General features: G+C 74.0%; 8 protein-coding genes. 5 read left to right on the top strand and 3 right to left on the bottom strand.

Annotated elements, in window-relative coordinates; translation table 11 throughout:
- Window positions 1–200: 200 nt before the first annotated feature.
- Window positions 201–1,376, bottom strand: a complete 1,176-nt coding sequence (locus tag AN215_RS00975) for an aminoglycoside phosphotransferase family protein (RefSeq protein ID WP_070012786.1) — start codon at window positions 1,374–1,376, stop codon at window positions 201–203.
- A gap of 242 nt (window positions 1,377–1,618) precedes the next feature.
- Here AN215_RS00975 and AN215_RS00970 point away from each other — a divergent pair, with 242 nt between their 5' ends.
- Entirely contained in the window at window positions 1,619–3,151 is a 1,533-nt protein-coding gene (locus AN215_RS00970) for a DNA-binding protein NsdB (RefSeq protein ID WP_070012725.1), read from the top strand.
- A gap of 37 nt (window positions 3,152–3,188) precedes the next feature.
- Here AN215_RS00970 and AN215_RS00965 read toward each other — a convergent pair whose 3' ends face one another.
- Together AN215_RS00965 and AN215_RS00960 are read right to left on the bottom strand one after the other, a co-directional pair.
- Complete coding sequence (locus AN215_RS00965) at window positions 3,189–5,405, bottom strand: glycoside hydrolase family 15 protein (protein ID WP_216093862.1); 2,217 nt, start codon at window positions 5,403–5,405, stop codon at window positions 3,189–3,191.
- A gap of 272 nt (window positions 5,406–5,677) precedes the next feature.
- Window positions 5,678–7,165 carry a PP2C family protein-serine/threonine phosphatase gene (locus tag AN215_RS00960; RefSeq protein WP_070031082.1) on the bottom strand — a complete coding sequence of 496 codons (1,488 nt, stop codon included), beginning with the start codon at window positions 7,163–7,165 and terminating at the stop codon, window positions 5,678–5,680.
- A 326-nt stretch (window positions 7,166–7,491) separates the two neighbouring features.
- Between AN215_RS00960 and AN215_RS00955 the strand changes: the two genes are divergently transcribed.
- The 4 genes from AN215_RS00955 (at window position 7,492) to AN215_RS00940 (ending at window position 16,817) form a co-directional block, all read left to right on the top strand.
- Entirely contained in the window at window positions 7,492–8,952 is a 1,461-nt protein-coding gene (locus AN215_RS00955) for a hypothetical protein (RefSeq protein ID WP_070012727.1), read from the top strand.
- Window positions 8,953–9,241: 289 nt separating this feature from the next.
- On the top strand, window positions 9,242–10,780 hold the full coding sequence (locus AN215_RS00950; protein ID WP_070012728.1) for a hypothetical protein: 1,539 nt from the start codon (window positions 9,242–9,244) through the stop codon (window positions 10,778–10,780).
- Window positions 10,781–10,970: 190 nt separating this feature from the next.
- Window positions 10,971–11,906 carry a hypothetical protein gene (locus tag AN215_RS00945; protein WP_107374249.1) on the top strand — a complete coding sequence of 312 codons (936 nt, stop codon included), beginning with the start codon at window positions 10,971–10,973 and terminating at the stop codon, window positions 11,904–11,906.
- Window positions 11,907–12,023: 117 nt separating this feature from the next.
- The gene (locus tag AN215_RS00940; protein WP_070012729.1) at window positions 12,024–16,817 is read left to right on the top strand and encodes a hypothetical protein; all 4,794 of its coding nucleotides are present in this window, start codon (window positions 12,024–12,026) and stop codon (window positions 16,815–16,817) included.
- The last annotated feature ends 61 nt before the right edge of the window (window positions 16,818–16,878 follow it).

Below are 16,878 nucleotides of genomic sequence, written 5' to 3'. Positions count from 1 at the left end.
GTGCGAGCAGGCCTCAGAGGTATCGGTTGCCCGACCATCCGTCAATGACCGTACGCGGAGGAGAATTCGCACGTCAGCGTGGTGCGTTGGGGTGCGCACACGGGCGTCCCCGTACGTCTGCGGGGCGTCACCTGTCCAGACCGGTGACGCCCCGCAGGTGACGGGCGGAACCGCCCGCAGGCCGCTGCGCCGGCCCGCGCCTACCGGGTGCCCACGGCGGCACGCACCGCACGCCGCGCGAGCCCGCAGTCGTCGTGCAGCCGCCGCAGCAGCAGCCGTTGCTGCTCTCCGGTGGCCATCGCACCCGGACGTTCCTGACCGCCGCCCGTGGGAGCGGACGGGGCAGGTTCGCGCATCGTGCGCTGGATGGCCGTCTCGTACGTACGGATCTCGCGCGTCAGCACCAGCATCAGGTTCACCAGGAACGCGTCCCTCGCCGCCGCCCCCTGCGCCTGGGCGAGCTGACTGATGTGGCGCCGGGCCATCGGTGCGTCACCGAGCACCACCCACAGGGTCGCCAGGTCGTACCCGGGCAGATACCAGCCCGCATGCTCCCAGTCGACCAGGGAGGGGCCCGGCGGAGCGAGCAGAACGTTGGTCAGCAGGGCGTCGCCGTGGCAGAACTGCCAGGGTGCGCCGCCGCCCGTGCCGTGCGCCTTGGCGACGCCGTGCAGCAGGGTCTGCAGGTCTCCCAGGTCACGGTCCGTCAGCAGGCCCTGCTGGTGACACCGGGAGAGCCGCGCGGGATAGTCGATCGGGCGGGTGAAGGCCGGACCCGGCGGATGCCAGAGGTTGACCTTGCACAACGCGCCCAGCGCGGCACGCAGATCGGCGCGCGGCGGGGAGTCGAGCAGATGCCGCCGTAATGCCGCCACGCGGCCCGGCATGCGCTCGATCACCAGCACGCACTCCTCCGGGTCGGCGGCCACCAGCCTCGGCACCCGGACCGGGGGCCGGTGGCGTACGAAGGTGCGGTAGGCCGCTATTTCGTGCCGGAAGCGTTCGACGGACGAATCGCCCTTGTCCACGAGGCACTTGGCGACCACGGCGTTCCGCCCTGCCGTCCCGGACACCAGCACCGAGCGGCCGACGCGGCGCAGCACCTGCACCGGGTGGAACTCCGGGCAGATCCGGTGGACGGAGGCGATGGCCGCGCGCAGCTGTGCACCGTGTGGCCCGGACAAGTCCAGTCTCCCGCTGACGGGTTGGGATGCGGCGCCGCCCGCGAGCCGTGCCCGTGCGGTGCCGGCCCGTGGAGGGGCGGTACGGGGGGCGGCGGACCCCTCCTTCAAGGGAGCTGCGGGGGAACCGCCGCCGTAGGGCGGCGTGCCGAGCGGCCGGAGCGGTGCGGACACGGCGGACGTCGCTGGATGCATGGTGAGCAGGGTCCCTTCGTACGCCGACGGGTTGCGCGCCCGCCGGTCCCGTCCGGGGGAGGCGGCCGGCACCCTGGGGAGTGCGCGGCCGGACCGGACGGGGACCGGGGTGGCGCGGTCCTACAGGACACCCGCGCGCGGGTGGCACACCATCTGGCGGACCCTGGCGAACCCTGGCGAATACTCGCAGGGCAGTTGAGCGGGGGTTACTGTCAACTCAGCCGAGAACCTGGGGGCTTGACGTGACCAAGGGACCCAACACCCGTCTCGCGGACCTGTTCGGCCTCGCCGGATGGTCCAAGGGCGAGCTCGCGCGGCTCGTGAACCGGCAGTCGGTGGCCATGGGCCACGCGCAGCTGGCGACCGACACCTCGCGGGTGCGGCGTTGGATCGACATGGGGGAGACCCCGCGCGATCCGGTGCCGAAGGTGCTGGCGGCCCTGTTCACCGAGCGACTCGGCCGTGTCGTGACCATCGAGGACCTCGGGTTCAGCAAGGCGGGGCAGCCGGCCAGACGGCAGCAGTCCGGACTGGACGGGCTGCCGTGGGCGCCCGATCGGACGGCCGAGGTCCTCACCGAATTCACGGGAATGGACCTCATGCTCAACCGACGCGGCTTGGTGGGCGCGGGCGCCGCACTCACCGCAGGATCGGCACTCAGCAGTGCCATGTACGACTGGCTCCGCGGCGACCCCGGTTCCGCCGCCGGCACTCTCCACCCCGGTCACCCGGGCCATCCGCGCCTCGTGGACCACGCGGCCCTCGACAGGTACGACGCGGCCCCGGTGGGAACGCAGGAGATCGAGGCTCTCGAGCACTCGGTCGAGGTCTTCCGCGCATGGGACGCCGCACGTGGCGGCGGCCTCCAGCGCAAGGCGGTCGTCGGCCAGCTCAACGAGGTGGGCGGGATGCTGGCCTACCACCATCCCGACCGTCTGCAGCGGCGGCTGTGGGGCGTGGCGGCCAACCTCGCCGTCCTCGCCGGGTGGATGTCGCACGACGTCGGCCTGGAGCCCACCGCACAGAAGTACTTCGTCATCGCCGCGCATGCGGCCCGCGAGGGGGGTGACAGGCCACGTGCGGGCGAGGCCCTCTCGCGCGCCGCACGCCAGATGGTGCACCTCGGACGCCCGGACGACGCACTGGACCTGATGAAGCTGGCCCGTGCCGGATCCGGCGCGGAGACCCTGCCTCGTACGCGCGCGATGCTGCACACCATCGAGGCGTGGGCGCAGGCGTCGATGGGCCGGGGGCAGGAGATGCGGCGGACGCTCGGGGAGGCGGAGGACCTCTTCGCCTCCGACAAGGGCGATGTGCCGCCGCCCAGTTGGATGCAGATGTTCGACGAGGCCGATCTGCACGGCATGGAGGCCCTGGCCTTCCGTACGCTCGCCGAGCACGAGCCGGCCGCGGCACGTGTGGCGGAGGGGCACGCCAAGCAGGCCCTCCAGCTGCGGGCCGAGGAGCGGCAGCGCTCGAAGATCTTCGACTGGATCTCGCTGGCCTCGGCCTACTTCATCGCCGACGAGCCCGAACAGGCCGACCGCTACGCCCGCCTCGCCCTCGTCAGCATCGGCGAGAACTCCTCGCACCGCACCTGGGACAGGCTGCGCGAGATGTACCGGCTCACGGGTCAGTACGCGGGGCACGGCACCGTCGCCGACCTGCGCGAGGAGATCCAGCACGCGCTGCCGAGGAAGCCCAGGCGGCCGAAGCTGTCCGACGAGCCCAAGCCGGCCCAGCTGCCGGGGAGCAGGGGGCTGCGCTCGGTGTGAGCGGCAGCGGTCCTTCCCCCCGGCGGGCCGGGCCGGATCAGCGGCGCAGATAGCGCTCCGCGACCACGGTCGGGTACTCCACCGGAGTGCCGCGCTCCAGGGACCGGGCGAGGCGCACGTACTGCGCGTGCGTCCACGCGAGCGGCGTGGCCGAGGCCGTGCCGGTGCCGGACTGCTCACGCGGCACCGGCGGCCGGTCGTCCCAGACCTGCTCGGGCAGCATCAGCGTCTCGCCGGCCGTCGAGGCCATGTCGCGCAGCCGCCCGGCCGCCGACTGCCTGTCGCCGCAGAGGAGTTCGTACTCACCGCGCTCGCCGGAGAAGATGGGCCACAGCCGCCCGTGGGTCGTCTTCACCTCGGGACGGTTGACGGTCCACTGCTCGCCGTTCGGCTGCTCGCCGTAGCCGTCGCCGGAGTAGCGGTACCAGTGCCGGCCGGAAGGAGTGTCCACCGCGAGCTTGCGGTCCACCACGGCGAGGGAGTTGAGGATCACCGGGTCGTCGGCCCGCTTGACGCCCAGCCGCACGAGCTCCAGGAACCCGGCGTCGACGACGGTGCGCTGGTCGACGGGCGTCTCGATGTTGTTGCCGAGTTCGTACTTCATACCGGAGTCCGGCTTGCCGTTCTTGGTGAGCCGCAGATAGTAGGGCTCGGAGGAGTCGGGTCCCTTCGTCGTCACCGTCCAGTCCTCGACCGACTTCTGCCATTTGTCGGCTGCCTTGAGGTACTCGGCCGCCTTCTCTCCCTGGCCGCCGCGCTCGAGGAGGTCGCCGAGGCAGACGAGCCCCGCGATCACGGAGGCGATCGTCGAGGGCGAGTAGCCCGACTGTTCCTCCCACCTTTCCTGCTGGCTGTAGGGCGCCTTGTAGCCCTCCTCGCTCTTGAAGCCGAGGATGAAGTCCGCGGCCCGGACGAGGCGATCCAGGGTCCTGGCATCGTGGCGGTCCAGCAGCCACGCGAGCAGCATCGGTGCCGCGGTCTCGTCGAGTTGGATGTTCGTCCAGAACGGTTCGCCGTCGACCTTGCAGTTCTGCGCCCAGTGCCCGTCGGACTCCTGTGTCCTGAGCATGAAGTCCAGGGCCCGCTCCGCAGCCGCGCGGTCGCCTGCCGCGAGGAGGCCGGTGCCTATCTGGTACTGGTCCCGCGGCCACACCAGGTGGTACGGGCCGGTCTCGGGCACGACGTGGCGTGAGGCGAAGTCCCAGGGCATGGACGGAGAAGCGATGAACGCCCCCGGGTTGCGCTTGTCCTCGCCGGCCGCGAGCGTCACAACGGACGCGGTGTACAGGGCCTGTTGGGACGGTGTGCGCAGGCTCCCCGGCGTCCCGGGCAGGCCGGCGAGGTAGTCGCTCCAGCCGCGCTCGTACGCACGGGCCGCCGCGTCGAAGCCCCGGCGGAGCGAGCGCCGTGCCGTGCTGACCGCATCCGCGGGCTTCTCACCGAAGCCGAGCACGACCGTCTGCCGGGTACGGGTGCGTCCGTCGATCCGGAGCCGCCCGGTCTGCAGGACGTTACCGGGGCCCGCCGTGGCGTAATGGTGCTCCAAGTTGCCGTTGTTCTCCGACAGTTCGCTCCAGCCGTCGTTCACGCCGAGGTAGCCGACCGTGGACTCGGCGAATCCGTCGTGGGCGACCAGTGCGCTCGCCGCGTGCTTGTCCTTCGCGACCAGCGCCCCGTCCTGCGGGAAGGCGCTGTCGTCGTCGCCGTCCCCGGAGAGCGACGGGTCGTGCAGCAGGAACACCCGCAGCGGGGCGTTCGTTTCGGAGCGCACGTCGACGTCGATGAGCACGCTTGCCCGCTCCGGGTCGGTGACGTACCGCGTGACGGCGCACCAGCCGGTGCCCTTGCTGGTCAGCCGGTAGACGGGGGCCCCGTCCCGGCCGCAGAGCTCCGTACGGGACTCGCCGTCGCTGAGACGCTCGACGAACGTCCTGCCGTCCGTGACCACGAGCTGCGTCTGGCGGGCGGCGGGGGTGCTCAGGTCCGGGTAGTACGTCTCGCTCATGCGGCCGCCCTGCAGGGTGAACCACACGAGGCTCTCCTTCGTGCGGGAGGTGCCGAAGCCCGTCTTGTCGGCAGGCGTGAACACCGTGCTCGCCCCGGGACCGCCGGGCGCCTCCCCGGAGGCCCTCGCGGCCGCCGGCGTGTCCGCGCCCTCGGCGCGGGCCACGCCCGCCAGCGGTACGGGCGCGGCCACCGCCGACGCACCGACCAGAGCTGCTCGCAGGAAGTTCCGGCGGGAGTTGGTACGCACGCATCCTCCAGAGGAGAGGAACGGGGACGGGCCTGCGGCCGCGCCCGGATGAGTTCACCACGTGAAGCCGTCGGGTCGGACGGTCACGTCCAGGGCGAGCGAAAGCTTCGCGTTGAAGAAACGTGACGTCAAGAGAGAGCGTTCTGACTCCAACAAATGAACGCGCACGGGTGTTTTCTTCTCTGCCGTCCCGAATGCCGCGCTCCCTGCGCCGCTCCCCGCGCGGCTCCCCGCGACCGCTTCAACAGGGCCGCGGGCCCCGTGAGTTGCCGTCAGCCGGTCACGCGGGCGACCAGCACACAGGCGTCGCCCTCGCGTTCGCGGCCGCCGAACTCGTCGACGAGTGTCTGCACGCACTCCTGCGCCGACCGCGCCCCGGCGAAGCGCTCCGCGAGTGCCAGCAGCCGCTCCGGCGCGGTGCCCTGCGCGGCCGCCGTGCCCGACGGCCCCACGCGAGGGGCGAGTTCGTCGGTGTGCAGCACCAACAGGTCGCCGGGCCGCAGCACTTCGGTGCGCTGCCCGTAGGCGGCGCCCGGTGTCGCACCGAGCAGCACGCCCTGCGGCGGCCGCAGCGCCCGGCCGGCGGCGCCGCGGAAGACGACCGGTGCCGGATGTCCCGCCTGGGACCAGGTGAAGGTGCGGTCGCGCGGGTCATAGCGGCCGCACACGGCGCTGCCGAGAGCGGGCTGCGCCGAGGCCTCCAGCAGGTCGTTCAGATGACCCATCAGCGCGCCGGGCTCCACCCCCGCGAAGGCCATCCCCCGTACCGCGCCCAGCAGCATCGCCATGGCCGAGGCCGCGGCGACACCGTGCCCGGTGAGATCCCCGGCGGAGAGCAGGGTGGTCCCGCCGGGGAGCTCCAGGGCGTCGTACCAGTCGCCGCCGATCATGGTGCTGGTGGGGGACGGCAGGTAGTGCGAGGCGATGTCGAGCGCCCCCTGGCCGCCCGTACGGCCGGAACCGCCGCCGTCGATGCGCCGGGAGCCGCGCAGCGGCGGAAGCACCGTCTCCTGCAGCTCCGCCGCGAGCCTGCGCTCGGCCTGTGCCGCGTGACGCTCGTGCCGCACCGTCTCGCGGCTCTCACGCACGGCGAGCTCGCTGCGGCGCAGCGAGCTGACGTCGCGCAGCACGGCCCACATCGCGGCGGTGCCGCCGTGGCCGTCGAGCACCGGCTCACCCAGCAGATGGAGGCTGCGCACGGCGCCGTCCGGCCGCATGATGCGGAACTCCTGGTCGATGGGCCTTCCGTCGACGAGGCAGCCCGTCACGGCGGCGGCCAGCAGCGGCTGGTCCTCGGGAAGCACCCACGAGGGCAGTTCGTCCAGGGAGAGGGGGCCCTCCCCTGGGGTGCGTCCGAAGATGCCGTACAGCTCCTCCGACCAGGACACCTCGTCCGTGAGCAGGTTCCACTCCGCGCTGCCCGCTCTGCCGGCGGGCGCCGCCGGTCGCGCCGCACCGGCCGTGACGGAACCCTCGCCCGGAGGCGGGCCGCCCTGCGGGTCCGGCTGCGCGGGCGCGCCCGCGCGGAGCTGCCCGAGGTGCTGGCCGAGGTCGTCGAGCTGGTGGGCGGCGAGATCGCACAGCGCGCGCTGCCAGCGCCGGGCCGGGTCCTCCACTCCCTGCGCGTCCTCGTCCGCCGAGCGCGGACGCACGGCGTCGATCCCGCCGCGCAGATGCCGCGCCTGCGTGATGAGGGCGTCGAGCGCGCCGCGTTCGGGCGGCTGAGGGGCCGGACGGTCCGCATCGAGGTGGGAGGGCATCGAGGTCTCCGATACGGGAAGTGAGGGCTCGGTTACGACTGTTGCACAGCCTGCGACTGTCCGTAAGTGGTTTCGCGATACCCGGCCGGGTGGTGCACCGGACATATGCGGCTCTCCCGCCGGGGCGAGGTGCGGGCGGAGCGCTCGTCCGGGCGGAGGGGCACGCGGAGGGGAGTGAGGGTAAGCTCCCGGCCCGTACTGGCGGTCCCGCCATTCCGCTTGTGCGCCGTGCCAGGAGCAGGAGTAGAACCGCGACCACCGGCAAGGATGCTGGTCAACGGAAATCCCGTTGCCAGTCGAACACCCCGCACCGGATGCTGACCCTTATGTTCGTCGATTCCGTCGATTCAGACATAGCGCCCAGCGGCACGCTGCTCGGCCTCCTTCAGAGGGGCCGCGGCGACGGCACGCTGCACGCGCTGGCGGCGCCTCGCGCCGAGGCGCTCGCCGCGCTGAGGCAGTGCGTGCTCCACGACCCCCGGCGGGACTGGCGGATCGAGAACCGTTCGCTCTACTACGCGCGGCTCCACATGGAGCTCGACGCCTCACTCGACGACATCGAGGAACATCTCTTCGCTCCCGAGGACCAACTCCCGCCCGGCGGCGACCGCGAGGCGCGCACGGGGCTGGCGCTGTCCGTGCTCGGCCACCTCGCCTCCTACGACGACGCCGCCGCGAGGGCGCTCCTGCGCAGATATGCCGCTTCGGGGGCCAACTGGCAGTGGGCACTGGACGAGCTGGCCGTCCGCGACGACGACGCCGGTCTGCGCGGGCTGGGCCCCGCAGTCCTCGCCCGCTTCCCCGGTACGGCGGAAGGCGACGCCGAGCTGGCCGCGGCGGCCCGGGACGCCTTCGAGCCGCGCCCCTGGCGGCTGTGGGCCGAGGACGAGGCCCGTCCCGAGCAGGCGGAGCGGCTGCTGCGGGTGCGCGAACAGGGCTGCTTCGACCGCTGGCAGCGCCAGATGCAGGCGCAGGGCCCCCGTCCGGGCTGGAGCGTGCGCGAGGTTCTCGACTGGGCACAGGACGGATTCGAACAGCATCCGCGAGTGCACCGCGAGGCGGCAGCCGCCCGGTGCCTCTCCGCCGTTGCGGGCCCTGAGGACCGTGAGGAACTGCTGACCGCGGCCCGCTCGCAGCGCGAGGCCGCACGCGCCGCCGCGCTGCGTCATCTCGCCGACCGGGCCGACCCCGACGTGCTCGGCCTCATCGAGCTGGCCGCCGCCGACCCCGGCGCCACCGTCGTCGAAGCCGCGCTGTGCGCGTTCGCGCGGATGCGCAGCACGGCGGCGATCGTGCGTGCCCGGCAGTGGGCGGCAGCGCCCGAGGGGGCGCTGCCCGAGTGCCTCACGACCGCCGCCGCCGAGATGCTCGCGTGCCGCGGCGGTGCGCAGGACGCCCGGGCCGTGCTGAGCGCCCTGCGCCGGACCGTACGGAAGGAAGGCCCCGACAGCGAGGCGCTGTGGCCGCTGGTGGACGGAGTGGGCCGGCTCGGCGTGGACTGCGCGGCGCCGGTGCTGCGGCACATCTACCGGGAGACGTCCTCCTCGCAGCTGCGCGGCCGCGCGGCCGGAGCGCTCGCCCTGACGGACCCCTCTTTCGCGGCGGGCTTCGCCGTGGAATGCCTGTGGGACTGCGAGGAGACGACTCGCGCGCTCGCCGCGGAGTCCGCCGCGACCGGGGACGAGCGGGTTGTCGAACGGCTGCGGAGGCTCGCCGCCGATCCCGCGGAGGAAGCCGGAGTGCAGAGCGCGGTGCGCGGACGGCTCAGCCCGGAGACGGGGCGCTGAGCCCGCGTAGCCGGGCCCGTCCACGCCGCTGCAGCCTGTGACTTCTACGGTCCAGGTCCAGGTCCAGGTCCTGGTCCTGCTCCGGGCGCTCCTGCGTCTGCTCGCTGCCCGGTGCCGGGTCTGCCGGCTGAACTCCTCCTCGCTGTCAGGTCTGACGGGCCGTCTGTCCGGCGCCGTCGGGCGTGAACTGCGGTGGGGGAGCGCGCAGTCGAGGGCCGCGCGCCGGTGACGTAACCGACAACAGGGGCTGTTCCGGGCGTTGTCAGCGCGACCGCATAGTGTGTCCGTCGTGACTGAGCACGCCCCGCCGATCGTCCCGTCCCCGGCTCCCGGCCCCGCGGCCGACGAGGGGCTGGCACGGCGGCTCCGTGCCCTGGCCTGCACTGCTCCGCTGCACGACCTGGATGTCCGCAAGGCCAACCTGGCGGGGGAGTACAGCACTTACGCCATGGCGGAGGTGGCCCTCAGCGCCATCGACCTCGTCACCCTGCAGATGGACTTCGACACGGGCGCCGACCACGACGACGTCGTGGCGAGGCTCTTGCCGCGCGTCGCGGCGCAGGCCCCGGCGCGCGGCGCCGCGGAGCACGAGCGCGTCGCCCGCTGGGTGCTGGAGAACCTGCTCAACGTCGGCAGCGTCGACCGCGGATTCCGCGCCGTGTACGGCACATTCGGGCCGGAAGGCTCGTACGTGCGCCGTGACTACGACTTCAAGCTCATCGAGGAGGTCCCCGGCCCCGGCGGCAGCGTGTATCTGCGCACCACGGACGAGGCCGTCAACGTGCTGGTGGGCGCCCTCGACACGGATGTCACCAGCGCCCAGATCGCCGCCGAGGTCAAGCTCGAGGTTCTCATCAGCCGCGGCCGCCTCGCCGACGCACAGCTCGCGGCCGAACAGGCCCGCTACCGCACGGTGCAGTATGCGGAGACGCTCCGCCGCACCCTGGAGGCGACCCGGCGCGACGTGCGCGCGGTGGACTGGCTGAGCACCGTTCCCGACATGATCACCGAGGCCCTGGAGCACGTCGCCGAGCGCTACCGCCACGAGAACGCGATCCTCACCAACATCCGCCGCGCCCGCGACGAGGCGGCGTCCGAGCGGGGCCCCGACCACAAGCGCCGCGCCGCCGAGCTCGTCGACATCGTCAAGGACTGCATCCGCCGCCACACCCAGCTCCAGTCCCGGCTGCTGGCGGCGGGCCCGCTCTTCCGCGCCGAGCAGGACCGCCAGTCCTTCGCGCCGCCCGCCGCCCGCGCCGGCCTCGATCTGTACGGCCAACTGCTCGCGCCGCTGCTGCCGTTGCCCGTGGAGCAGGCCGGCGCGGTGACCGACGCCTTCTTCGCCCGCGGGACGGGGCTGCGCACGCCCGGCGCCGTACGTCTGGGGGACCTGACGGAGATGCTGCTCACGCCGCCCGCGCCGCGTGAACATCTCGGCGCCGAGATGCCGGAGCCCGACCTCATCGCCACCCCCGATGACAGCCGGTTCAGCGAGGAACAGCTGGAGCGGGCCATGGAGCTGCTGGACCTGCCGCAGGACGCGCCGCGCAGGCTCTCCGGGCTGCTTGCGGACGCCAGGCGTCTCGATCCCGAACTTCCCTACCTCGTCTCGCTGCTGGCGGTGCACGCGGCGAGTCCGCCCGTGGGCACCGCATACCGCCAGGGCGAGCGGACACTGCTCTTCGCCGTCGACGACGGCGAAGAGCTGGACGACGAGGAGTTCGGTGGAGCCGATCTGATCGTCGGCACCGCCGCGCTCGACGCGGCGGGGATGGCGTCCGGCCGCGAGGCCCGCGAGGCCCGTGAGGGCCGCGAGGGAGCGGCATGAGCCGCCACGACCCGCCTGCCGCCGCAGCTCGTGAAGTGGGCTGCGGTGGCGGCCAGTTCACTCGGCGGAGCGCAGTGCCCCTCGCGGTGCGCCCCTCGCCGTTCCCCTCCGGCTCTCGCCGGCCCTCCAGGTTCCCGCCCAGCCCCGTCCCGTTCCCGCATCCGACCCGAGGCGCAGGAGTGACGCACCCGTGACCGACAACCACGACGAGGGCAGCGGCTTCGCCTCCGCTCCCGGCGCCCCCTTCGCGGCCGTGGAGGGCACGGCCGGCGAGCCCGCCTCCACGGCCCGCACCGCACCGGTGGCCGTCACGCCCGCGGACACCGCCGACGCCGCTCGCCTCGTCTCGTTCGGGCTGCACCCGAAGCTGCTGCCCGCCCGCGACTCCGAATACGCGGGGCTGCTGCGGCGCTACCGGGACGAACCGGGGTTCGCGCGCCTCGCCGATGCGGTCGCCACCGGGCTGGGCCTGGTCGTCCTGGAGGTCTCCAGCCGGGCGGGCATGGCGCTCGCCGCCGGCGAGGACTCGGCCTTCGCCGTCCGCATGGGCGACTACGCGCGGCGTGCCACCGCCGACTCGGCCGACCGGTTCCTGCACGGGCTGGCTCATCTCGCCGTCGCCGCCATGGCCTTCCCCCGGCCGGAAGACCTCGCCGACGACACCTACATCGGCCGCATCTCGGTCAACGGGGTGGATTCCTTCGTCCGGCAGGCCTGCCGCAGGCTGGCGGAGCGTGCCGAGGAGGCCGGCGAGAACGCCGACCCGGCCACCGACGCCCCAGGCCTGGAGGCCGCCTGGCGGGTCTACGCACGGCGCAGCTCCACCGGTGCCACCAAGGACGCCCGCAGGCTCGCCGGTTCGACGACGGGCATCATCGGCAAGGCCGTCGCCTTCCTCGCCGACTCCGGGTTCCTGCAGCGCACCGGTGACGACGCCGGAGGCACCTACCGCACCACCGCCCGCTATCAGCTCCAGGTCCGCGACATGGCAGGCAGCGCCGCCATGTCCGAACTGCTGGAGCTGGGCGTCGTCCCCGTCAGCGACGGCAGCGCCACGCTGCTGCCGGCACAAGAGGACGGCGAACCGGCCCTCGCGGGTGACGCAGCCCTTCCGTTCCACTCCTGACCCGTCCGTTTCCTGACCGTCCGCTCCGGTGCCGCCCGGCACCCGCCCGTGAGCCGCCGCGCCGGCCCCGGCCCCCGCACCCGCTGACCCCGACCACGACGACGAGAGCCCGCCGCCATGTACGAGCTGTCCCGGATCCGCCTCTACTCCATCGGACCCGCCGGTGCGCGCTACGCCGACACCGTGCTGGATCTGCGCGGAGTCGGCGGTCCGGTGCCCAGCCCCGCGCCCGCACAGGCCGACTTCTTCGAGGAGGAGCCGGGCGGGCCCCCGCGCCGCCCCGCCCCCGCCGGAGTGCTCTTCCTGGAGAACGGCGGCGGCAAGTCCGTACTGCTCAAGCTGATCTTCTCCGTGATGCTGCCGGGGCACCGCAACACCCTCGGCGGTGCGAGCTCCGGCGTGCTGCGCAAGTTCCTCCTCGCGGACGACTGCGGCCACGTGGCACTGGAGTGGCAGCACACGCGCACCGGCGAGGCCGTCGTCGTCGGCAAGGTCAGCGAGTGGCGCGGGCGCCAAGTCTCCAGTGACCCGCGGAAGTTCGCCGAGGCGTGGTATTCCTTCCGGCCGGGTCCCGGCATGAGCCTGGACTCGCTGCCCGTCGCCGAGTCCGCCGCGCTGCGTCCCGCGTCCGAGGGCACCTCGTCGGCGCGCGGTCGGCGCCGCACGATGAAGGGCTTCCGGGACGTACTGACGGAGACGGGCAAGGCCTACCCGAACCTCGACGTCGCCTGGGAGGAGGTGCACGAACGGTGGACCGAACGCCTCACCGGCCTCGGCCTCGACCCCGAACTCTTCCGCTACCAAAGGGAGATGAACGCCGACGAGGGGGAGGCAGCCGGCCTCTTCGCGGTGAAGAACGACTCGGATTTCACCGACCTGCTGCTGCGCGCCGTCACCGACACCCGCGACACCGACGGACTGGCCGATCTGGTGCACGGCTTCGCCCACAAGCTCGGCCGCCGCAGCGAACTCACCGCGGAGCGCGACTTCACCGCCGGTTCGCTGGACCTCCTGCACCGCATCGCCTCTTCCGCGCAGCAGCGCGAACGCGCCCGGGAGATCCACGCCGCAGCCGAGGGCCGCGCCCGCACGCTGGTGCACCGCCTCACGGCCCGCGGCGGTGCCGAACGCAGCCACAGCGCCGAACTCGCCGGACGGGTCGCCGAAGCGGAGCAGGCCGTCACCCGCGCCGGCGCCCGGCGCGACCGCTCGTCCCTCATCGCCGCCGAACTCGCCTACAGACACGCCTCGTCGGCGCTCGAGGGAGCGGAGAGGGCGGCCTCCGCCCAGCGCCGCGAACTCACCGAGGCCCGCACCCTGTTCTCGGCCTGGCAGGCCGCGGAGACAGTGCTCGCCCACCGCACCGCGGCCGACCGCGCGGCGCGGCTCTCCGACGCCATCCGCGAGGCCGAGCGGGACGCGGCTCCCGCCCTCGCCGCCCGTGCCACCGCAGCCGCCGACCTCGTACGCGCACTGCATGCCGCCGCCGAGGACGCGGAGAGCAGCGCCGCCGAGGAGGAGGAGCGCTCCGCGGCGCTGCAGTCCGGCTCGGAGGACGCACACCGGGACGCGACCGCCGCCGCCACCGAAGCCGAGCGCGCCCGCAGCGAGACCGGCCACCTGCGCGCACGCCTCGCGGAGGTGGAGCAGGAGACCGCCGAGGCCGTGCGGGCGGGCTGGATCGACGCACCGGAGGACGGCGACGCCGGTCCGGACCCGGCCGCTGCCGCCCTCGCCGCCGAGGACGCCGAACGGAGCGCCACCGCCGCCTGGGAAGAGGCACGCGAGGCCGCACGACGCACTGCCGACCGCGCTCAGGAGGCCGTCACGGAGCTCTCCCGCGCCGAACTCGCCGCCGCACGCGCGGAGGACGCTGCCGAGGCGGCCGCCGCCGCACACGCCGCGGAGCTGCGTACGGCCGGAGCCCTCGGCGCGGAGCAACGCCTCGCCGAGCTGCTCGGTCTGCCGCAGGCGGCCCGGAATCCGCGCCAGGACGGGGAGCACGGGCCGCCCGCGGTGCCCTCGCCCCGTACGGCTGCCGCCGCCGACGAGGACGCCGGGCCCGCGCCGGGTTCAGCCTCCTCGCCGGGGGCGGGCTCTCCGGACGGCGCCCGGGGAGGCGCCGCCCACACCGAAGGCCCCCTGACCGCCGAGGAGTTGGACAGCGGCGGTGAATCGCTGGCCGAGCTCCTCGACGACGCGGTCGCGGCGTGCGAGCGGCAGCTCTTCGAGCTGCGCACCGGCGCCGCGGAGGACTCCCGCATGCTCGGCGCCCTCGGCGACGGCGGTCTGCTGCCGCCCGCCCCCGACGTCACCGCGACCGTCGACTACCTCGGCGAGCACGGCGTCCCCGCGCTGCCCGGCTGGCGCTATCTCGCGCAGGCCGTCGACCCGGCGGACCACGCCGACGTGCTCGCGGCCCGCCCCGAGCTGGTCGACGGCGTCGTCATCACCGACCCCGCGAGCCATGTCCGCGCTCAGGAGGTCCTGGCCGGCGCCGCGTTGCTGCCCCGGTCCGCGGTGGCGGTCGGCACGGCCGCGGCCCTGCTCGCGCCCGTCCCCCGGGAGGGTGCCGCCGCGCGGCGCGACGACGTCTTCCTCGTACCGCCGAACCCGGCCATGCACGACGAGCACGCCGCCGACGAGGAGCGCCGGCAGCTGCGCACCAGGGCGCTCGCCCGGGACGAGGAGATCCGCGCCCTCGCCGCACGTCTCTCCGCCGACCGCACCCTCGCGGCCCGCCTCGCCTCATGGCGCACCGGCTGTCCGCCCGGCCGGCTCGCGGAGCTGGCAGCGGCCGCGGAGGGCACCCGAGCGGCAGCGGAAGCGGCCCGCGCCCACCTCGTGGCGTCACGCACCGCCCACGAAGAGGCGGAGGAAGCCGCCGCGGGCGCCGCACGCGTACGGGACGAGCGGCAGGAGCGGGCCGGACGGGCCCGGCGGGCGGCGGACGCCCTCGCCGGTCTCGCCTCCCGGCTGCGCGAGCGCAGCGGCTGGCTGACCCGGCTCCGCGCCCTGGCCGGGGAGACCGCGGAGGCGGATGAGCGCGCGGAGACCTGCCTCGCCCGCGCCCGCGCGGGCGACGAGGACAGACGTGCCGCACAGCGAGCCGCGGACGACGCGCGGCGCACCGCACGCGCGCTGCGCGCCGAACGGGCGCAGATCGCGGGCGTGCCCGACGACGTCGACGAGACCGTACGGGCGCCCGGCGGGGCGTCGCTGCCCTCCCTGCGCGAGGCGTACAGATCGGCCTCCCAGCTGTACGAGAGAGTCGGCGTGGGCGCCGATCTGCGTGCCGAGCAGGCCCACGCCGAGAGCGACGAGTCGGCCGCGCTGGCCGCCCTCGACCGGCTCACCAACAAGGTCCGCAGCCGCGCGGCACTGCTTCTGGACGGTCCGGACGGCGCGGACGGTCCCGCCCGGCAGGCCGCGGCGGCACGCGCCGAGTCGCGGGTGCAGATGCTGGAGTCCCGCGCCGCCGCCGCCAGCGAACAGCTGGGCAGACTGCGCGGCGAGGCCGAGCGGCTGGCCCCCTCCCAGGGGGGAAGCCACACGGAACTCCCCGCCGGCATGGAGCCGGCGGACGTCGAGGAGGCACAGCGCCTGCTGCGTACAGCCAAGGCCGAACTGGCAGCCGAGGACGAGGAGTTGGAGGAGACGCGCGCCACGCACACCGCACTCGTACGGGCGCACCGGGCGGCTGAGGAGGCCGCGGACGGATTCGACGAGACGGCCGCGCTGCTGCGGGACTCACTGCGCGACCCGCAGCAACCGGCGGCGCAGGAGCCCGGATCGACGCCCGAGCCGTTCCCGGCGACACCCGCCGAGGCGCGAAGCGCCGCCGCCGAGGCCCGCCGCTCCCTGCGAGGCTGCGCGGCCGACCTGTCGGCCGCGGAGCAGGCGGTGCGGGAGGCCTGCGACGTGCTCGTACGGCACGCGAACTCCTCCCGGTACGAGCAGGTCCGCACCCCGGCCCGGCAGCAGATCCGCGAACTGCCCGCCTCCGCGCTGCCCGACCACGCCACAGCCTGGGCGGAGGCGTTCGCGCCGCGGCTCCGGGTGCTCAGCGACGAGCTGGAGCAGCTGGAGCGCAACCGCGGCAGCATCGTCGACCGGCTGCGCGGCCTCGTGGAGTCGTCACTGGCGACGCTGCGCTCCGCGCAGCGCCTCTCCAGGCTGCCCGAGGGGCTCGGCGAGTGGTCGGGGCAGGAGTTCCTGCGCATCCGCTTCGACGACCCGGACCAGGCCGTACTCTCCGAGCGGCTCGGGGAGGTGGTCGACGAGGCCACCCGTACCGCCGTCGCGAAGAACTCCGATCTGCGGCGGGACGGAATGTCGCTGCTGCTGCGGGGAGTTCACGCCGCCCTGGAGCCGCGTGGAGTCTCTGTGGAGATCCTCAAACCGGACGCGGTGCTGCGCGCCGAGCGGGTGCCCGTGGGGCAGATGGGCGACGTCTTCTCCGGCGGCCAGCTGCTGACGGCCGCCATCGCCCTCTACTGCACCATGGCGGCGCTGCGCGGCAACGACCGAGGCCAGGACAGGGACCGGCACGCCGGCACGTTGTTCCTCGACAACCCCATCGGACGTGCCAACGCCACGTATCTGCTGGAGCTGCAGCGGGCCGTCGCCGACGCCCTCGGTGTCCAACTGCTCTACACCACGGGGCTGTTCGACACCACGGCCCTCGCCGAGTTCCCCCTCGTCGTGCGGCTGCGCAACGACGCCGACCTGCGAGCGGGGCTGAAGTACATCAGCGTCGAGGAGCATCTGCGGCCGGGGCTGCCGCAGCAGGACGCGGACGAGGAGGCCGTGCACGGCGAGATCACCGCGACGCGGATGTTCCGCAGGCCCGAGGGCGATCACGAGCCGCGGGTGCCGGCACAGGCCGAAGGCCCGCGCCGGGAGCCCTGACCGGGCACGTACGGGCGGCACTTCGTACGGAGCGGGGTCCGGCCGGCCGCGGCGGGAAGGC

It is taken from the genome of Streptomyces abyssalis (assembly GCF_001751365.1).
Taxonomy (GTDB): domain Bacteria; phylum Actinomycetota; class Actinomycetes; order Streptomycetales; family Streptomycetaceae; genus Streptomyces; species Streptomyces abyssalis.
This window is presented reverse-complemented; position numbering and strand designations above follow the sequence as displayed.